Origin of the sequence: Citrobacter sp. RHBSTW-01013 (genome assembly GCF_013781985.1) — a bacterium.
Taxonomy (GTDB): Bacteria; Pseudomonadota; Gammaproteobacteria; order Enterobacterales; family Enterobacteriaceae; genus Citrobacter; species Citrobacter braakii.
Map to the genome: position 1 here is coordinate 3,973,168 of NZ_CP056185.1, position 17,060 is coordinate 3,990,227.

The 17,060-nt window shown below is 52.9% G+C and carries 15 protein-coding genes and 2 pseudogenes; 8 read left to right on the forward strand and 9 right to left on the reverse strand.

What is annotated here, in order from left to right; translation table 11 throughout:
- The first annotated feature begins 11 nt into the window (after nt 1-11).
- Nucleotides 12-1,148: a cytochrome d ubiquinol oxidase subunit II gene (gene appB / locus HV350_RS19075; protein ID WP_181629140.1), complete on the forward strand. Its 1,137-nt coding sequence runs from the start codon at nt 12-14 to the stop codon at nt 1,146-1,148.
- A 13-nt stretch (nt 1,149-1,161) separates the two neighbouring features.
- Nucleotides 1,162-1,251 (forward strand): cytochrome bd-II oxidase subunit CbdX, encoded by a 90-nt coding sequence (cbdX, locus tag HV350_RS19080; RefSeq protein ID WP_181629141.1) that lies wholly within the window; start codon nt 1,162-1,164, stop codon nt 1,249-1,251.
- A gap of 211 nt (nt 1,252-1,462) precedes the next feature.
- Here the strand turns inward: cbdX and HV350_RS19085 are convergent, their stop codons facing one another.
- The 4 genes from HV350_RS19085 to HV350_RS19100 all read right to left on the reverse strand — a co-directional run bounded on the left by HV350_RS19085 (nt 1,463) and on the right by HV350_RS19100 (nt 4,705).
- Nucleotides 1,463-2,362: a sugar phosphate isomerase/epimerase gene (locus HV350_RS19085; RefSeq protein WP_181629143.1), complete on the reverse strand. Its 900-nt coding sequence runs from the start codon at nt 2,360-2,362 to the stop codon at nt 1,463-1,465.
- Nucleotides 2,359-3,489 (reverse strand): Gfo/Idh/MocA family oxidoreductase, encoded by a 1,131-nt coding sequence (locus HV350_RS19090; RefSeq protein ID WP_049281638.1) that lies wholly within the window; start codon nt 3,487-3,489, stop codon nt 2,359-2,361. Before HV350_RS19090 ends, HV350_RS19085 begins: the two co-directional genes overlap by 4 nt.
- 49 nt (nt 3,490-3,538) lie before the next feature.
- Complete coding sequence (locus HV350_RS19095) at nt 3,539-3,970, reverse strand: MFS transporter (RefSeq protein WP_181629144.1); 432 nt, start codon at nt 3,968-3,970, stop codon at nt 3,539-3,541.
- Nucleotides 3,971-4,007: 37 nt separating this feature from the next.
- Nucleotides 4,008-4,705, reverse strand: a protein-coding gene (locus tag HV350_RS19100) for an IS1-like element IS1B family transposase (RefSeq protein ID WP_095033700.1) whose coding sequence is annotated in 2 segments (ribosomal slippage) — nt 4,008-4,456 and nt 4,456-4,705 — 699 coding nt in all. Because the reading frame shifts where the segments join, the coding sequence is not laid out codon by codon here.
- 186 nt (nt 4,706-4,891) lie between these two features.
- On the opposite strand from HV350_RS19100, the gene HV350_RS19105 reads away from it, so the two are divergent.
- Entirely contained in the window at nt 4,892-5,512 is a 621-nt protein-coding gene (locus HV350_RS19105) for an inovirus Gp2 family protein (protein ID WP_008321072.1), read from the forward strand.
- A gap of 55 nt (nt 5,513-5,567) precedes the next feature.
- Here the strand turns inward: HV350_RS19105 and HV350_RS19110 are convergent, their stop codons facing one another.
- Together HV350_RS19110 and HV350_RS19115 are read right to left on the reverse strand one after the other, a co-directional pair.
- Nucleotides 5,568-6,224 carry an ATP-binding protein gene (locus HV350_RS19110; protein WP_123922848.1) on the reverse strand — a complete coding sequence of 219 codons (657 nt, stop codon included), beginning with the start codon at nt 6,222-6,224 and terminating at the stop codon, nt 5,568-5,570.
- A 28-nt stretch (nt 6,225-6,252) separates the two neighbouring features.
- Nucleotides 6,253-6,561, reverse strand: a complete 309-nt coding sequence (locus HV350_RS19115; RefSeq protein ID WP_003029582.1) for a maltose acetyltransferase domain-containing protein — start codon at nt 6,559-6,561, stop codon at nt 6,253-6,255.
- Between the two features lie 908 nt (nt 6,562-7,469).
- On the opposite strand from HV350_RS19115, the gene HV350_RS19125 reads away from it, so the two are divergent.
- The 5 genes from HV350_RS19125 (at nt 7,470) to HV350_RS19145 (ending at nt 14,018) form a co-directional block, all read left to right on the forward strand.
- Nucleotides 7,470-8,393, forward strand: coding sequence for an aminoimidazole riboside kinase (locus HV350_RS19125; protein WP_003029584.1), 924 nt, complete (start codon nt 7,470-7,472; stop codon nt 8,391-8,393).
- 165 nt (nt 8,394-8,558) lie between these two features.
- Nucleotides 8,559-10,076 carry a carbohydrate porin gene (locus HV350_RS19130; RefSeq protein WP_003029587.1) on the forward strand — a complete coding sequence of 506 codons (1,518 nt, stop codon included), beginning with the start codon at nt 8,559-8,561 and terminating at the stop codon, nt 10,074-10,076.
- Between the two features lie 137 nt (nt 10,077-10,213).
- Entirely contained in the window at nt 10,214-11,584 is a 1,371-nt protein-coding gene (locus HV350_RS19135) for a sucrose-specific PTS transporter subunit IIBC (RefSeq protein WP_000345204.1), read from the forward strand.
- Complete coding sequence (locus HV350_RS19140; RefSeq protein ID WP_003029589.1) at nt 11,584-12,984, forward strand: sucrose-6-phosphate hydrolase; 1,401 nt, start codon at nt 11,584-11,586, stop codon at nt 12,982-12,984. Before HV350_RS19135 ends, HV350_RS19140 begins: the two co-directional genes overlap by 1 nt.
- Before the next feature lie 29 nt (nt 12,985-13,013).
- Nucleotides 13,014-14,018, forward strand: a complete 1,005-nt coding sequence (locus HV350_RS19145; RefSeq protein ID WP_003029591.1) for a LacI family DNA-binding transcriptional regulator — start codon at nt 13,014-13,016, stop codon at nt 14,016-14,018.
- A gap of 174 nt (nt 14,019-14,192) precedes the next feature.
- Here HV350_RS19145 and HV350_RS26720 read toward each other — a convergent pair.
- The 3 genes and pseudogenes from HV350_RS26720 to HV350_RS19160 all read right to left on the reverse strand — a co-directional run.
- Nucleotides 14,193-14,371 (reverse strand): annotated as a pseudogene (locus HV350_RS26720) (DDE-type integrase/transposase/recombinase); the annotation flags it as partial.
- Nucleotides 14,372-14,451: 80 nt separating this feature from the next.
- A complete protein-coding gene (gene ltrA, locus HV350_RS19155; RefSeq protein ID WP_181630676.1) occupies nt 14,452-15,960 on the reverse strand; it encodes a group II intron reverse transcriptase/maturase in 1,509 nt (502 codons plus the stop codon).
- A gap of 672 nt (nt 15,961-16,632) precedes the next feature.
- Nucleotides 16,633-17,058: pseudogene (locus tag HV350_RS19160) on the reverse strand (IS3 family transposase); the annotation flags it as partial.
- Nucleotides 17,059-17,060: the final 2 nt, after the last annotated feature.

A 17,060-nucleotide genomic window follows, 5' to 3' on the forward strand; every position in this document is an offset into this window, starting at 1 on the left:
AGGAGAGCATCATGTTGGATTATGAAACGTTGCGGCTCATTTGGTGGCTGCTGATTGGCATTATTCTGGTGGCCTTTATGGTCACTGACGGGTTTGATATGGGGGTCGGCTGCCTGTTACCGCTGATCGCGCGCAACGATGATGAACGTCGGGTGTTAATCAATAGCGTAGGGGCGCACTGGGAGGGTAACCAGGTGTGGCTCATTCTGGCGGGCGGTGCATTATTCGCAGCCTGGCCGCGCGTCTATGCTGCCGCATTTTCGGGGTTTTATGTGGCGATGATTCTGGTGCTGTGCGCCCTTTTCTTTCGTCCGTTGGCCTTTGATTATCGCGGTAAAATAGCGAATGCACGCTGGCGCGCCATGTGGGACACCGGGTTGGTTATCGGCAGCCTGGTGCCACCGGTTATCTTCGGCGTCGCCTTCGGCAATCTGTTCCTGGGGGTGCCTTTTGTGTTCACACCACAATTACACGTGCAATATCTGGGCACTTTCTGGGATTTGCTCTCTCCTTTTGCCCTACTGTGCGGCGCATTAAGCCTGATGTTGGTCATTATGCAGGGGGGCGTGTGGCTCCAGTTGAAAACCGACGGCATTCTTCACCTGCGCGCGCTGTCTGCCACCCGCCGCAGCGCGATGTTAGTGGTGCTCTGCTTCCTGTTAGCCGGGTATTGGCTGTGGACGGGGATTAATGGCTATGTGCTGCTTAGCCAGGATCCTAATGGTCCGTCCAACCCGCTATTAAAGGCAGTAACGACCGCACCGGGCGCGTGGATGGCGCACTTTGAAAATTCACCACTACTGTTGGTTATTCCGCTGTTGGGCATGATTTTTCCGATGCTCGCGATCTATGCCTGCGGGCAACGTCGGGCCATGTGGGGATTTCTGTTTACTTCATTGACCCAGACCTGCGTGATCTTCACCGCTGGAATCACCCTGTTTCCATTTGTGATGCCATCCAGCGCATATCCACTCTCTAGCCTGACGGTGTGGGACAGTACCTCCAGCCAGATGACGCTCAGTATCATGCTGGTTATCGTGCTGATTTTCCTACCGATAGTTCTGCTTTATACCTTGTGGAGTTATTACAAGATGCTGGGACGAATCAACGTAGAAACCATCCGCCGCCACAACCACGAACTTTATTAGGGAGAACTGTACGATGTGGTATCTGTTTTGGTTTGTCGGCATTCTGCTGATGTGCACGCTCTCCATGCTGGCGCTGGTCTGGCTTGAGTCACGGCAGAAATAGCCCTGCGCGTGCGTTACGCTTCCGGGCTCCCTTGTTTATTCGGGGAGTCTTTATTCGTTCGCACAAAAGCAGCATGGCTGTACCCAAACCCTGGTTGGCACCAAGCTTATCTATAAACGGCAGTGTGGTGCTGCAATTTAAGTGGTGAGTTTTACGTCAGTTAACGCAGGCATCCCCCCTGTTCCGCGGAATGCCTGATTCACATTAGGAATTACGCCCCGGTCACCATCAACATATCATCTACAAAGTTTTTGGCGCGCGGAATATCCGACTCGTCGACGTGTTCAATGATCAGCGGAATATTTGGGTGGTTTTTCGCGAGCAGCTCCACATACAGCAAATAGTTAAGCGACCCTAGCCCTGCTGCGGGCAGCTCCACCAAACCGGCTCCACGGAAGCTGTTATGCTCCGCTGCGCCGTCCCCGAATTTCTCAATCACCACGTCGGTTTTCTTACAATCTTTGGCATGGGCAATTTTAATTTTGCTATCCAGTACATTGAAGATGCTGTGCAGTGTTTCATCAATGGCGTCGATATTTTTATCATCAAAATAGTTGGTCGGATCCAGCGCCAGCCCCAGGCCGGGGTGATCGATATCGCGCATCAGTCGCGCCACCTGGCTGACCGAGCCGATAATGTTGTTCACGTAGTTTTCCACCAGGAATACCGCGCCGTGAGCGTAAGCAAAAGCAGCCAAATCGCGGGCGATGGCTTTAAATTCCTGATACGCCTCCTCAGTGCTGTTTTGCGGATCGTACAACCAGTCGCTATCGACGTTATAAGTGCCGGTTTCGCTGATCACATACGGCGTACCGAAGTCCCGCGCATGAGCGAGGATCTCTTTCACCGCTGCGATATTCTCGGCACGCTTCACCGGTTCCGGATGCACAAGGTTCGTATACGCCGAAATAGCGACGATAGGCAGATTGGCTTTGCGAAACGCGTCGCGCACCTGGTGCGCTTTCGCTTTGGTGATATGCCCCCGGCTCAGATCGATATCGGTAAACTCGAGGTCAAGCTGCACGCAACCCATCCCCGCCTGCTTAATCTTCGTGATGGTCTCTTCCAAGGAGTAGGGGTAGTAACCAGTAAAGATGCCTACGTTAATCATTTTGTATTCTCCTGAAGGATTTCATTGAGATAAACGGTTCGCTCTTCCTGAATAGAGGCATAACAGGCTTCAATACAGGCCAGCGTGCCGAGGTTGTCCTCAGCGCTGATTTCCGGCTGTGCGCCATGTTCCAGAGCGCACAGCAGGCTCGCCATGGTGCCGATAAAGGCATCCGGGAACCACTGGCGTTTCCATTGCGGGGCGATCCAGCGCTCGGGATACTCGCGTGACGCCAGTTTTAAGGTGCTGCCACAATACTCCGGCGGACGGCGATGCCAGCCGAAATCGCCTTCCGCCAACCCGTCGGTGCCCTCCACCCGCCAGTTGATATAATTATTTTTAGCGCAGAGTCCACCCGGCCAGGCCCAGACGTCGTCCAGACTGGTGGCGATCAGGCCATTGGCATACTGGAAAGTGTACTGGGTGATGCCATCGGTGTGTTCAAAAGCGGTACGCGGATCGGTGCGGCAAACAGCGGTGACTTTAACCGGATCGCCAAACAGGAAGCGGAAGGCATCGATATGGTGGATCGCCATGGCATACAGTTCGAGCTTTTTATACTGCTGAAGAAACTGCTGCCAGTCGGGAATAGCGCGCATATCAATGCTGGCAAGCACCGGCGTGCCGATCAGTTGGTTATCGAGAATGTACTTCAGCGCCCGGATCGACGGGTCGTAACGCATATTGGAGTTCACCGCGATGGGGATACCGCTCTCTTTGCTGAGACGGACGATTTCGCGGCCAGCTTCCAGCGACATCGCCAGCGGTTTCTGACACAGAATGGCCTTCACGTTTTTCGCCGGAGAATGTTTGCCGCAGATAAAACGCACAATCGCTAACTGGATATGCGGCGGCACGGCGATATCAATAATCTCGATCTTCGGATCGCACACCATCTCCTGCCAGCTAGCGTAGGTTTTAGGGATGTTAAATGCCCGGGCCAGTCGCTGGCTGTGGGCATTTTCCAGCGAGGTTATCCCATATGGCGTAAACCCCGCTTTCTGGTAAGCCACCAGATGGCAATGCTCAACGATAAAACCCGCGCCGATAATACCGATTTTGTAGTCTTTTCGCTGTGGTAACGCCGGACGTGTCACCTGCTCTAATAAGCGCTCTAACGAATCCATAATGACCCCGTTTATGTTTGGCGGCGAGAGCTCGTCTCGCCGGAAATATTCAGCGCAGCGTATTTCCCTTCACCGACGCGTTGTCCGCAAGCGGAGAAGCATGGCGCTGTTTTTGCAGCCAGAACTGCTCGATCTCTTCCAGCGATTTTCCTTTGGTTTCCGGCAACATAAATTTGGCAATCGCCAGTTGAATCAGGCACATTACGGCAAAGAAATAGAAGGTGTTATTGCCGCCGAATGTTGCCAGCGTAAAAGGAAACAGCCAGACCACCAGGAAATTGAATATCCACTGGGTAAAGGAAACCAGCGCCACGGCTTTACTGCGTATCGCATTGGGAAACATTTCCGAGACCAAGGTCCAGAATACCGGTCCGATGCAGGCGGAAAAGCAGGCGATATAGGAAAATAAAAAGAGCAGCGTCACCAGCACCGGCAAGGAGTGATGGAACGAGAAGCCCAGGAAAAACAGCGACACGCCCATAATCAACGAGCCATAGAAATAGGGTAATGACTCCAACTTATTGATAGTGTTTTATGTTCAGATAATGCCCGATGACTTTGTCATGCAGCTCCACCGATTTTGAGAACGACAGCGACTTCCGTCCCAGCCGTGCCAGGTGCTGCCTCAGATTCAGGTTATGCCGCTCAATTCGCTGCGTATATCGCTTGCTGATTACGTGCAGCTTTCCCTTCAGGCGGGATTCATACAGCGGCCAGCCATCCGTCATCCATATCACCACGTCAAAGGGTGACAGCAGGCTCATAAGACGCCCCAGCGTCGCCATAGTGCGTTCACCGAATACGTGCGCAACAACCGTCTTCCGGAGCCTGTCATACGCGTAAAACAGCCAGCGCTGGCGCGATTTAGCCCCGACGTATCCCCACTGTTCGTCCATTTCCGCGCAGACGATGACGTCACTGCCCGGCTGTATGCGCGAGGTTACCGACTGCGGCCTGAGTTTTTTAAATGGCGGAAAATCGTGTTGAGGCCAACGCCCATAATGCGGGCGGTTGCCCGGCATCCAACGCCATTCATGGCCATATCAATGATTTTCTGGTGCGTACCGGGTTGAGAAGCGGTGTAAGTGAACTGCAGTTGCCATGTTTTACGGCAGTGAGAGCAGAGATAGCGCTGATGTCCGGCAGTGCTTTTGCCGTTACGCACCACCCCGTCAGTAGCTGAACAGGAGGGACAGCTGATAGAAACAGAAGCCACTGGAGCACCTCAAAAACACCATCATACACTAAATCAGTAAGTTGGCAGCATCACCGAAAGGTATTATATAACAGTCATTACTATTAATAGTTAATTAATATAACTAACCACAGACATTCAGCTATGTCTGATCATATTACTATATACGGCTATCCAAAGCCGTAGGGCTAACGACAGGATCGAAACATGGAATTATATCATGGTTCCCATGGTGAGCATGTGCTCGCCTATAAAAAACATATTGAACGAGTCGTCAATGATGCTATCAGTGAATTCCCCAGAACAATGGCGTTACGTGTTGATGTTCATTATCCACCCATTTTAGACAGAGGTGACACTGTTTGCTGTTTTCCTAATCTAGAGCCTGGTGCCATATCCCGTTTCCGTAATGCATTAAATGCCATGTTGGAGGCCAATGAGAGAACCAGAGCAGCTAACGGCAAAAGAATATATCCAAACCGTGTTCGTCATGTTTGGGCACGGGAGTTTTCCGAAGAAGGAAAATGTCACTTTCACCTTGGTCTTTTTTTTAATAAAGATGCTTATTACCATTTAGGTGATTATGAGGCTGAAAGAAATTTAAGGATGATGATTGTAAGAGCATGGTATAGCGCACTGGGATTGGAACTGGATGATTATCCGGGATTGGTTCACTACCCTGAAAATTGTCGTTATATTTTAGACGTCAATGATTTTAACTTTGAAGGAGAATACAATAAATTACTGAATCGTCTCGACTACCTAGCTAAACTCGATACAAAAGCATATGGAGATGGCGACCGTAGCTTCGGCTGCAGTCGCGGGTAATTTATTTTTTACAGCAATGGCCTTTCTTATGGATGGAAAGGCCAGACCTTATATATCAAGAAGATGGTGAGCGATAAAGTATTGTTTTCAAGTAATCATCTGTTGCAGTAAACTCAGGGAGTTGGCCACTCATGGCCTGTGTTAGTGGAATAATCTTTGTCCTGACTCCCATCCCCCTGAAATCAACGTAACCATAATCACGTAAGACTTCCATAATAATCGTATTGCGTGGTGATCGCTGACCTGTAACCATCTTTTCAATCGACATCGAATTATTCAGCGCCCCTGGGCTAATAACTTCAAATCGATTGCTATACAAGCCAATCTCTATCTCAACAAAGCGTGTCCAGTCACGATGAGCCAGTGCATTTACAACAGTTTCGTGAATAGCTTCCAGTGGATAATACCAGGTTGTTTCCCGACGTAGATGCGTATCGGGTAGAGGGGCCTCTGAAGTGATAAAGGGCATGATAGTTGACATCAAACGCTCAATCAATCCACCATCGATCAAAGCCTTTCCGGCTTCCTCAGTATCAAAACGCCCAACCATTGGACCATCCAGAATATCATCGAGTAACGGTTGGTACTCCTTATCCTCGCTGGCAAACGCAAAGACTCGGATATCTGGTCGATGCGAGAGTTCAACCATTTTGATTTTGAACTCAACGGGATAATTAGGGCTTTTTTTACGCACTGTGGTTAATGATTTCATGGATAGTGTCCACCATATTTGGTGTCCACTATCCTCTCAGGAATTTCAGGATCTGCCAGACGGTGCTGAGACGACGCTTACGAATGTTATACCCCCTGCTGCAGTGGAAAGACGTGGTGACAGATACCCCTTCCCCACATTCAGGCAGCAACTCTTTCATCAGTAGCAGGCGGGAATCAATATGAGCAGGATCGGTGTGGTTAAAACGATGAAGGAGCGATTTTGTCCGCAAAGAATCCGCTTTTATGGCGGGTTCAGCAGGGAAAAAGTAATCCCCATCTTTAAGACGGACACGTTCCACCCTGGTATCAGCGCAGGGCGGCAATTTATCATTCATTAATTCTGTTTCCTCCGTATGCAGCGTGGAGCCTTTCCTGTTACCGGTTTTATCCGGATGTATGCTGTCCCGTGAAGTGGCGGGCAAACTCACTTCTAAAAAATTACGGCCAGATCTTGTCATGCCTATCACAAAGTATCATAACCGAGCATTGTGTAAAGATGAAAACCGTCAAATTGAGCGCAATCGAGCTGCATGATATGATCAGAACCCTACTAAATCAGAAGTATTGGGTATGAGATTACTTTTGAGGAAGCACGTAAATGAAACGAGTGGTTCTGTTTTCATGTGGGAGCGCTTGTCGCTCCCTGAATAGTCCATGTGACAATGAAGATTAAACAGCATCATAACCAGCATGATGCCGTTGCATTTCTTGCATATCGGCAGACTACATCAGAACCCGGTAACCTTGGATGCTGGGATAATGGCAGAGAAGAGGCACTTACTGTATCTACGGTAAAAAGCGGTTTTGTCGATGAAGTTTTAAAGGAAACCCTCCAGAAACGCTGATGAAATTGCGCAGTTTCGCTGGCCTGATGCGACAACAACTCGCCAGTAGAATGGGTATTTCTTACAAATACCTGCGCAGCATAGAAGCAAACCCATCCAGAGCGAGCATTACTACACTTAACCATTATGCCAAGAAGTGTGGTGTTAAAAGCCCTTTGATTTATCTGTAAATAAGATAAAACATGATAATTTCATCAAGTTGCATGGTAATTTATCCAGGATCCATTTGTGTCCAGGACGTAAGTCTTCACAGCTGTCGAATCAATTCTATTTCGTAAGGCGGCTCACGTTTTTATGCCCTGAGCAGTGCTTTTCCGGCTGGAACTTTCCCCCACTCATTCACTGTGATTTAATATGCTAAACCGGTTTAATTAAGTTTAGCCTTGGAGGGTTTTAGCATGAAAGCAAAAGTTTGGGTTCTGGGCGACGCAGTGGTGGACCTGCTACCGGAGAGTGAAGGGCGCTTGCTACAGTGCCCTGGAGGCGCGCCGGCTAACGTGGCGGTAGGGGTTGCCCGCCTTGGCGGCAACAGCGGATTTATCGGCCGCGTCGGCGGTGACCCGTTTGGCCGCTACATGCGTCATACCCTGCAACAGGAGCAGGTCGACGTCAGCCATATGTATCTTGACGATCATCACCGCACGTCCACTGTGGTGGTCGACCTTGATGACCAAGGTGAACGCACCTTTACCTTTATGGTACGCCCCAGCGCTGACCTGTTCCTGGCTGAAGAAGACCTGCCACAGTTTGCCGCCGGACAGTGGTTGCACATCTGCTCCATCGCGCTCAGCGCCGAGCCCAGCCGCAGTGCTACCTTCGCGGCTATGGAGAACATCAAACGTGCCGGTGGCCGGGTGAGCTTTGACCCTAATATCCGCCTGGATCTCTGGCAAGATCAGAACCTGTTGCACGCCTGTCTCGACCGCGCCCTGCGTCTGGCGAACGTGGTGAAACTGTCCGAAGAAGAGCTGATACTCATCAGCGGGAGTAATGATATCGCGCAGGGGATCGCCAGCATCACTGAGCGTTATCAGCCTGAATTACTGCTGGTGACTCAGGGTAAAGCGGGCGTCATCGCCGCATTCCAGCAGCAGTTTATCCATTTCAGCGCTAAACCGGTTGTCAGCGTGGATACCACCGGTGCGGGCGATGCGTTTGTCGCCGGACTGCTTGCCAGCCTTGCTGCCAACGGGATGCCGGCGGATATCAATGCCCTGGAGCCAACGCTCGCTCTGGCGCAAACCTGCGGTGCCCTGGCAACCCTGGCGAAAGGCGCGATGACTGCCCTGCCATACCAGCGCGATCTACACCGCCAGATTTGATCCTAAATACCGTCATACGCGGTCCACTTTGTTGCATCCATCACACTTTTTAAACCGGTTTAGCAAAATCAATTTCAAAATGTTAAATGTCGTGCTTAACATTGTTACTAAACCGGTTTAGTAAAAACACACAATTTTTTATTTTCCTTTTGGGATGCAATCAATATGTTCAGAAAAAGCACACTCGCGGTTCTTATCGCTTTGCTAACCGGCGCCGCCTCAGCCCATGCACAAACGGATCTCAGCAGTATCGAAGCCCGTTTAATTGCGCTGGAAAAACGCTTACAGGATGCCGAAAACAGAGCGCAAACGGCAGAAACCCGCGCAGAGTCGGCAGAGAAGAAAGTACAGCAGCTCACGACACAGCAACAAAAAACCCAGGACAGCACTCAGGAAGTGGCTCAGCGTACCGCCAAACTGGAGAAAAAAGCCGATGAGAAAAGCGGGTTTGAGTTCCACGGCTACGCCCGCTCCGGCGTGATAATGAATGACTCCGGCGCCAGCACCAAATCCGGAGCCTACATGACGCCAGCAGGGGAAACCGGTGGGGCTATTGGCCGCCTGGGAAACCAGGCCGATACCTATGTTGAAATGAATCTTGAACATAAGCAGACCCTGGATAACGGGGCAACGACCCGCTTCAAAGTCATGGTCGCCGACGGTCAAACCACTTATAACGACTGGACGGCGAGCACCAGTGATTTGAACGTGCGTCAGGCCTTTGTTGAACTGGGCAACTTGCCCACCTTCGACGGGCCGTTTAAAGGCTCCACCCTGTGGGCCGGGAAACGCTTTGACCGGGATAACTTTGACATTCACTGGATCGACTCGGATGTCGTGTTCCTCGCCGGTACCGGCGGCGGTATTTACGATGTCAGGTGGAACGACAGCGTTCGCAGCAACTTCTCTCTTTACGGGCGTAACTTCGGCGATATTGCTGATACCAGCAACAGTGTGCAGAACTACATCGTCAGCATGAACAATTTCATCGGGCCGGTGCAGATGATGGTCAGCGGGATGCGGGCAAAAGACAACGACGAACGCCAGGATACCAACGGTAATCCGGTCAAAGGCGATGCGGCAAATACCGGTGTACATGCGCTGCTCGGGTTGCACAACGACAGTTTTTACGGCCTGCGTGAAGGTGCCAGCAAAACCGCCCTGCTCTACGGTCACGGACTGGGTGCCGAAGTTAAAGGTGTCGGCTCTGACGGCGCGTTACGCTCGGGGGCTAACACCTGGCGCTTCGCCAGCTACGGCACCACGCCACTGAGCAAGAACTGGTTTATCGCCCCGGCGATACTGGCACAAACCAGTAAAGACCGTTATGTCGATGGCGACAGCTACCAGTGGGCAACCCTCAACATGCGTCTGATCCAGGAGATCAATCAAAACTTCGCCCTCGCTTATGAAGGCAGTTACCAGTATATGGATCTCAAACCTGAAGGTTATAACGATCGCCATGCGGTAAACGGCAGCTTCTACAAGCTCACCTTCGCCCCGACCTTTAAGGTTGGCGACATCGGCGATTTCTTCAGCCGTCCTGAAATCCGTCTTTACACCTCGTGGATGGACTGGAGCAAAAAACTCAATAATTACGCCAGCGATGACGCGCTGGGCAGCAGTGGTTTTAAATCGGGCGGCGAATGGTCGTTCGGGATGCAGATGGAAACCTGGTTTTGATGGTTAACACCTGGCGACAGTAACCGCCGGGGCGACAAAATACGTTTCGTCGCCCCGGACACAATAACAACGAAGAGAATGCGCTCCGGCTACCACGGGACGACAACTCGAAAATCAATACGCATTCAGAGGGTACTATGGATTTTGAACAGATTTCCCGCTCGCTACTTCCGCTTCTGGGAGGCAAGGAAAATATCGCCAGCGCCGCGCACTGTGCCACACGCCTGCGCCTGGTGCTGGTCGATGACTCACTGGCCGATCAGCAGGCCATCGGCAAAATTGATGGGGTGAAGGGCTGTTTCCGTAACGCCGGACAGATGCAGATTATCTTCGGCACCGGGGTGGTGAACAAAGTCTACGCCGCCTTTATCCAGGCGGCAGGGATTGGCGAATCCAGCAAATCGGAAGCTGCCGACATTGCGGCGAAAAAACTGAATCCTTTCCAGCGCATTGCCCGCCTGTTGTCGAACATCTTTGTGCCGATCATCCCGGCTATCGTCGCCTCCGGCCTGTTGATGGGCCTTCTGGGGATGGTTAAAACGTACGGCTGGGTCGACCCGGGTAACGCCATCTACATCATGCTGGATATGTGCAGCTCAGCGGCGTTTATTATTCTGCCGATCCTGATTGGCTTCACCGCCGCCCGCGAGTTCGGTGGTAATCCTTATCTTGGCGCGACGCTTGGCGGCATCCTGACTCACCCGGCGCTCACCAACGCCTGGGGTGTGGCCGCCGGTTTCCACACCATGAACTTCTTCGGCCTTGAGATTGCCATGATCGGCTATCAGGGCACGGTGTTCCCGGTGCTGCTGGCGGTGTGGTTTATGAGCATCGTTGAGAAACAGCTGCGTCGCGTGATCCCCGATGCACTGGATCTGATCCTGACGCCGTTCCTGACGGTGATCATTTCCGGTTTTATCGCCCTGCTGATTATCGGCCCGGCTGGTCGCGCGCTTGGCGACGGTATTTCGTTTGTCCTTAGCACCCTGATTACCCACGCCGGTTGGCTGGCCGGACTGCTGTTTGGCGGTCTCTATTCGGTTATCGTCATTACCGGTATTCACCACAGCTTCCACGCCATCGAAGCGGGACTGCTGGGCAACCCATCCATCGGCGTCAACTTCCTGCTGCCGATTTGGGCGATGGCCAACGTCGCTCAGGGCGGTGCTTGTCTGGCGGTGTGGTTCAAAACGAAAGATGCCAAAATCAAAGCCATTACCCTGCCCTCGGCGTTTTCTGCCATGCTCGGCATCACCGAAGCGGCGATTTTTGGTATTAACTTACGCTTTGTAAAACCGTTTATCGCAGCCCTGATTGGCGGCGCGGTGGGCGGCGCGTGGGTGGTATCCATGCATGTTTACATGACCGCGGTGGGCCTGACGGCTATCCCTGGCATGGCTATCGTGCAGGCCAGCTCGCTGCTGAACTACATTATCGGGATGGTTATCGCCTTTGGCGTCGCCTTTGTCGTCTCCCTGGTACTGAAATACAAAACGGACGCTGAATAATGTCACATCCATCACGCCTGCCTGCGATTTTGCAGGCTGTTATGCAGGGCCAGCCGCGCGCGCTGGCCGACAGCCACTATCCCCGCTGGCACCATGCGCCGGTGACCGGGCTGATGAACGATCCCAACGGCTTTATTGAATTTGCCGGACGTTATCACCTGTTTTATCAGTGGAACCCGCTCGCCTGCGATCATAAGTTCAAGTGCTGGGGGCACTGGAGCTCTGCCGACCTGCTGCACTGGCAACATGAGCCGATCGCGCTCATGCCGGATGAAGAGTATGACCGCAACGGCTGCTACTCCGGAAGCGCCGTGGATAGTCAGGGCACGCTCACCCTGTGCTATACCGGCAACGTAAAATTTGACGACGGCAGCCGAACCGCGTGGCAGTGCCTGGCGACGGAAAATGCCGACGGCACGTTTACCAAACTCGGCCCGGTATTACCGCTGCCGGAGGGCTATACCGGCCACGTGCGTGACCCGAAAGTCTGGCAGCACGAAGGTCGCTGGTACATGGTGCTGGGCGCACAGGATTTGCAAAAGCGTGGCAAGGTGTTGTTATTCAGCTCAGCGGACCTTCATGAGTGGACGAGTCAGGGCGAAATCGCCGGTTATGGCATCAATGGCCTGGACGACGCGGGCTATATGTGGGAATGCCCGGACCTGTTTGCCCTCGGCGACCAGCATGTCCTGATTTGCTGCCCGCAGGGCGTGCCTCGTGAGAAAGAGCGCTATCTCAACACCTACCCGGCAGTGTGGATGAGCGGCGATTTCGACTACCACCGCGCGGCCTTCGAGCATGGCGAACTGCACGAATTGGACGCAGGGTTTGAGTTCTACGCCCCGCAAACCATGCTTACCAGTGATGGCCGCCGTCTGCTGGTCGGCTGGATGGGCGTGCCGGAGGGCGAAGAGATGCTTCAACCGACCCTCACCAACGGCTGGATCCATCAGATGACCTGCCTGCGTGAGCTGGAGTTTATCGATGGTCAGCTATACCAACGTCCTCTACGAGAGCTGAGCGCCCTGCGCGGCGAAGCGCACGGCTGGGCAGGGAACTCCCTGCCGCTGGCACCGATGGAAATCGTTCTACAAACCACTGGGGACGATATTTTGAGCCTCGATTTTGACGGCGCATTAATCCTTGAACGCGATGCCAGCGGGATCCGCCTGGCCCGACCCAGTCTGGCCAGCGACGAGAAGCATTATCGTTACTGGCGCGGAGACGTCCGCTCGCTGCATATTTTCATCGACCAGTCTAGCGTGGAGATTTTCATCAACGGCGGCGAAGGAGTGATGAGCTGCCGCTACTTCCCGGCCTGTTCAGGGCAGCTAATGTTCTCTGGCATCACACCGGACGCATTCTGCTACTGGCCGCTGCGAACTTGCATGGTAGAATAAGCGTTTTGCCTCAAGCTCATGGCGTCGTAATGAAAACTAAACGCGTAACCATTAAAGATATCGCCGAACAGGCTGGCGTCTCAAAAGCGACCGCCAGCCTAGTACTGAACGGTCGTGGTAAGGAGCTGCGTGTGGCGCAGGAAACGCGTGAGCGAGTACTGGCGATTGCCCGTGAGCAGCACTATCAGCCAAGCATTCACGCCCGCTCGCTGCGCGACAACCGCAGCCACACCATCGGACTGGTGGTGCCGGAGATCACCAACCACGGCTTTGCGGTCTTTTCACATGAGCTGGAAATGCTGTGCCGCGAAGCAGGCGTCCAGCTATTGATCTCTTGTACTGATGAAAACCCCGGTCAGGAGAGCGTGGTGGTCAATAACATGATTTCCCGCCAGGTTGACGGTCTGATCGTCGCTTCATGTATGCACAACGATGCCGACTATCTTAAGCTCAGCCAACAACTGCCAGTAGTGCTGTTTGACCGTTGTCCTAATGAAAGCCTGCTGCCGCTGGTGATGACTGATTCGATTACCCCAACGGCGGAACTGATTTCCCGCATTGCACCTAAGCATAGCGATGAGTTCTGGTTTTTAGGCGGTCAGTCGCGTCTGTCGCCTTCACGCGATCGTCTGACCGGCTTCACGCAGGGTTTGGCTCAGGCGGGTATTGCACTGCGCCCGGAATGGGTGATTAACGGTAACTACCACCCGAGCTCAGGCTATGAGATGTTCGCCGCACTCTGCGCGCGACTTGGGCGGCCGCCTAAGGCGCTGTTCACTGCCGCCTGTGGACTGCTCGAAGGGGTACTGCGCTATATGAGCCAGCACCATTTACTCGACTCAGATATCCATCTGACGAGCTTTGACGATCACTATCTTTATGATTCGCTGTCGCTGCGTATCGATACCGTACAGCAGGATAACCGCCAGTTGGCCTGGCACTGCTATGATCTGATAAGCCAATTGATCGAGGGCGATACGCCCGAAACGCTACAACGCTACCTGCCCGCAACGCTGCAGTTTAGGCATCAGTAATAACTGAGCATTTTTGAATACCCTACAGAGGTGAAATCTGGTGCGAATCCAACAATCAAAAATCAATATTTGTAGTGATGTGATGCGGAAAGGTCTTCACTGCATCAGTAATCACACCAATCGGGTTAAACGGCAAACTGAGTGGTGGTAAAGACTGACACCGGCATTATTACTGTCACTGTGGAACATCACTCCGGCGGGTTTACCGCAAGCTTCCCACGCAATTTCCAGCGCTTTGATGTCAGCTTGCTGTCCGGTGAGAATGACATTGCCCAACCCTCAGGTTTCCTTGCGAACAGATCGAGAACAACAGCAAGGTAAGCCCAACGCTTGCCTGTCCAGAGTAGAGTAAGAGGCAGGGCGTAGTCGGACTATTTCCCTGCCTCTCCTCCCCGAACCGGACGTGCACCTTTCAGCGCATCCGGCTCTCCATTTAAATGCTGGCGAACGCCATTGCCACTTCTGTAAAGCGCGATGTATACGTGTTTCTGGTCTCCGTCCTCAGATAGGGATTACCTTCGGGTAGCCGCCAGCGGAACAGCTTCTTGCCTTGCCCCACCAACCGGTACAGTATTTCGCCGCTGAGCTTGCCGTGATTGGTTTTACCAAATAAAACCCACGTTTTGCTCTGACCCGGTTTCGGTGATTTACACCACCACCTCATCAGGGAAGCGATACCTGTACGGTATTTGCGGGCCAGCCAGTGAGCCAGCTTCCAGAACACGACACGGTCGATATAACTGAAGACTTTGGCCTTAAAATCAACGAACTGATAGAACATGGCCCAGCCTTTCAGTTTTCGGTTGAGTTGTTCAGCCATATCGACTTTGCTTTCACTGTAGTTGCCTGATAACAGTGCTGTCAGCGATGCGGCGAAGTTTCTGGCTTTCTCCTGCGGGATCGTTGAGACCACTCGCATCTCGCCATAACGACTGCGTTTGCGAATGATCCTGTGCCCCAGAAAGATAAAGCCGTCATTAACATGGGTGATTTTAGTCTTATCCATGTTCAGCCTGAGTTTCAGACTGCCTTCGAGCACACCCCGACACTCCTCCCTGATGGCTTCCGCCTGTGCTTTGGTGCCTTTGACGATGAGGACAAAATCATCGGCATAGCGGCAGTACGCCACCGCGGGTTTCCACTGCCAGTTTTCTCTGACCGCCGTACTTCGGCCCCGTTGGATACTGTTATTCCAGTACCACCGATCTTTTCTGGCTTTCCCGCTCAGGTAGCGCCCATGCAGGTATTGATCGAACTCATTCAGCATGATGTTCGATAATAGCGGCGATATAACACCGCCCTGTGGCACACCTTCACTGGCCGCCCGAAAGAGACCGACATCGATATGTCCCGCCTTGATGGTTTTCCACAGCAGAGTCATGAAACGTGCGTCACTGATCCTGCGGCGTACAGCCTTCATCAGCAGTCGATGATGTACGGTGTCGAAGTAACTGGACAGGTCGCCTTCAATCACCCAGCGTCCCCGGGTTTCACCACAGTCTGTGAGCTGTAATTTCACCGTGCGGATCGCGTGGTGGACACTGCGCTCAGGCCGGAAGCCATATGAGAGCGTATGAAAATCACTCTCCCATATCGGCTCCATCGCCATCAGCATGGCCCGCTGAACAATACGATCCCGCAACGCGGGGATACCCAGTGGTCGCAGTTTGCCGTTGCTTTTAGGGATGTAAACCCGTCTGGCGGGCAAGGGCTGGTAGTGGCCTGAGAGTAATTCATCCCTGAGGATTTGCAGCTCAACAGCCAGTCTGGCCTGTAGCATTGTTTTGTTCACGCCATCAACGCCGGGGGTATGGGCCCCCTTTGATGAAAGCGTGATCCGCGCCGCTTCAGCCAGCCATTCTGGTTGTGTTATCAGACGCAGCAGCCGTTGAATCCGTAGGGACGGATCGGTGACTGCCCATGTGGCAAGCTTGCGTTGCATTTCGCTGATTATCAAAGGTCTTCACCTCGTTAGGTCAGTTAATTCACGTCGCAAACACATTCAAACTGCTTCCCTTCGCCATGTAATGGGCTTTCCCCATCGCGGACTACTACGGAAGCTCCGCCAGCCAGCGCGTCATCGGAGCCATGCCCCCTTAACATCCGTCGCTGACCTTCCCCGGTTTACCTGCCTGGACTCAGGCATACTGAGGAGGCTGCCCGTCGCACTCTTTATCCTTGCTTGCCGCAAGTTGGCAGAGGTCAGCAACGCAAGCGTGATAGACGCTGCTGCCCCGGTGTTTCGCATACATGTCAAAACACCTTCGACCGGCAGTGCTTACGTATCACTGCCAGTTCCTCCTGCACGGCCTGTCAGATCACGTAGGCCGTGGTGACGTTTTCAACCCACAGAGGCGGATTAACGGGTTCATGTTCTTCAGCCTTTCAGTACTTAACCTTGAGGATCATCTCGGCTTAGTGATCTCGCCTCAATCCCCGTTGTCAGCGGGTTACATCACCCTGCGGGCATGCCGCAGGTCACTGCCGCTCAGGTTCTCCACCGTCACACCCGGTGGGATTGTTGGGTTTCTCATCGTGAGTTACCGGTTCAATATTCCAGACAGACTCGCGGTTCATTTAAGCATCCATGCCCGCCCTGAACTCCGGGCACACTATAGGTCACATCACCGCACCACACCTGATTTGGCTCGGTCACGGCGAACTGCCGTTCAAGGTAGTTAGGGATAGCAACATGTTCATGACCACCACGTTTATACCGGTGAGTCGGCTGCTGACAGCTGACCAGCCCCAGCTCTTTCATGAGCCTGCCAGCAAGCCAGCGTCCCATCTGGTAGCCTCTCCGGGTTGCCATTGTGGCAATGCTTCTTCCTCCGGCCGAACCGTGGCTGATGCCATGTAGCTCAAGTACCTGACTGCGTAATACAGCCCGTCTGCCGTCTGGTTTTTCAGGACGGTTTTTCCAGTATCTGTAGCTGCTGCGATGAACCCCGAACACATGGCAGAGTGTGGCCACAGGATAATGCGCTCTGAGTTTCCCGATTATCGAGAACTGTTCAGGGAGTCTGACATCAAGAGCGCGGT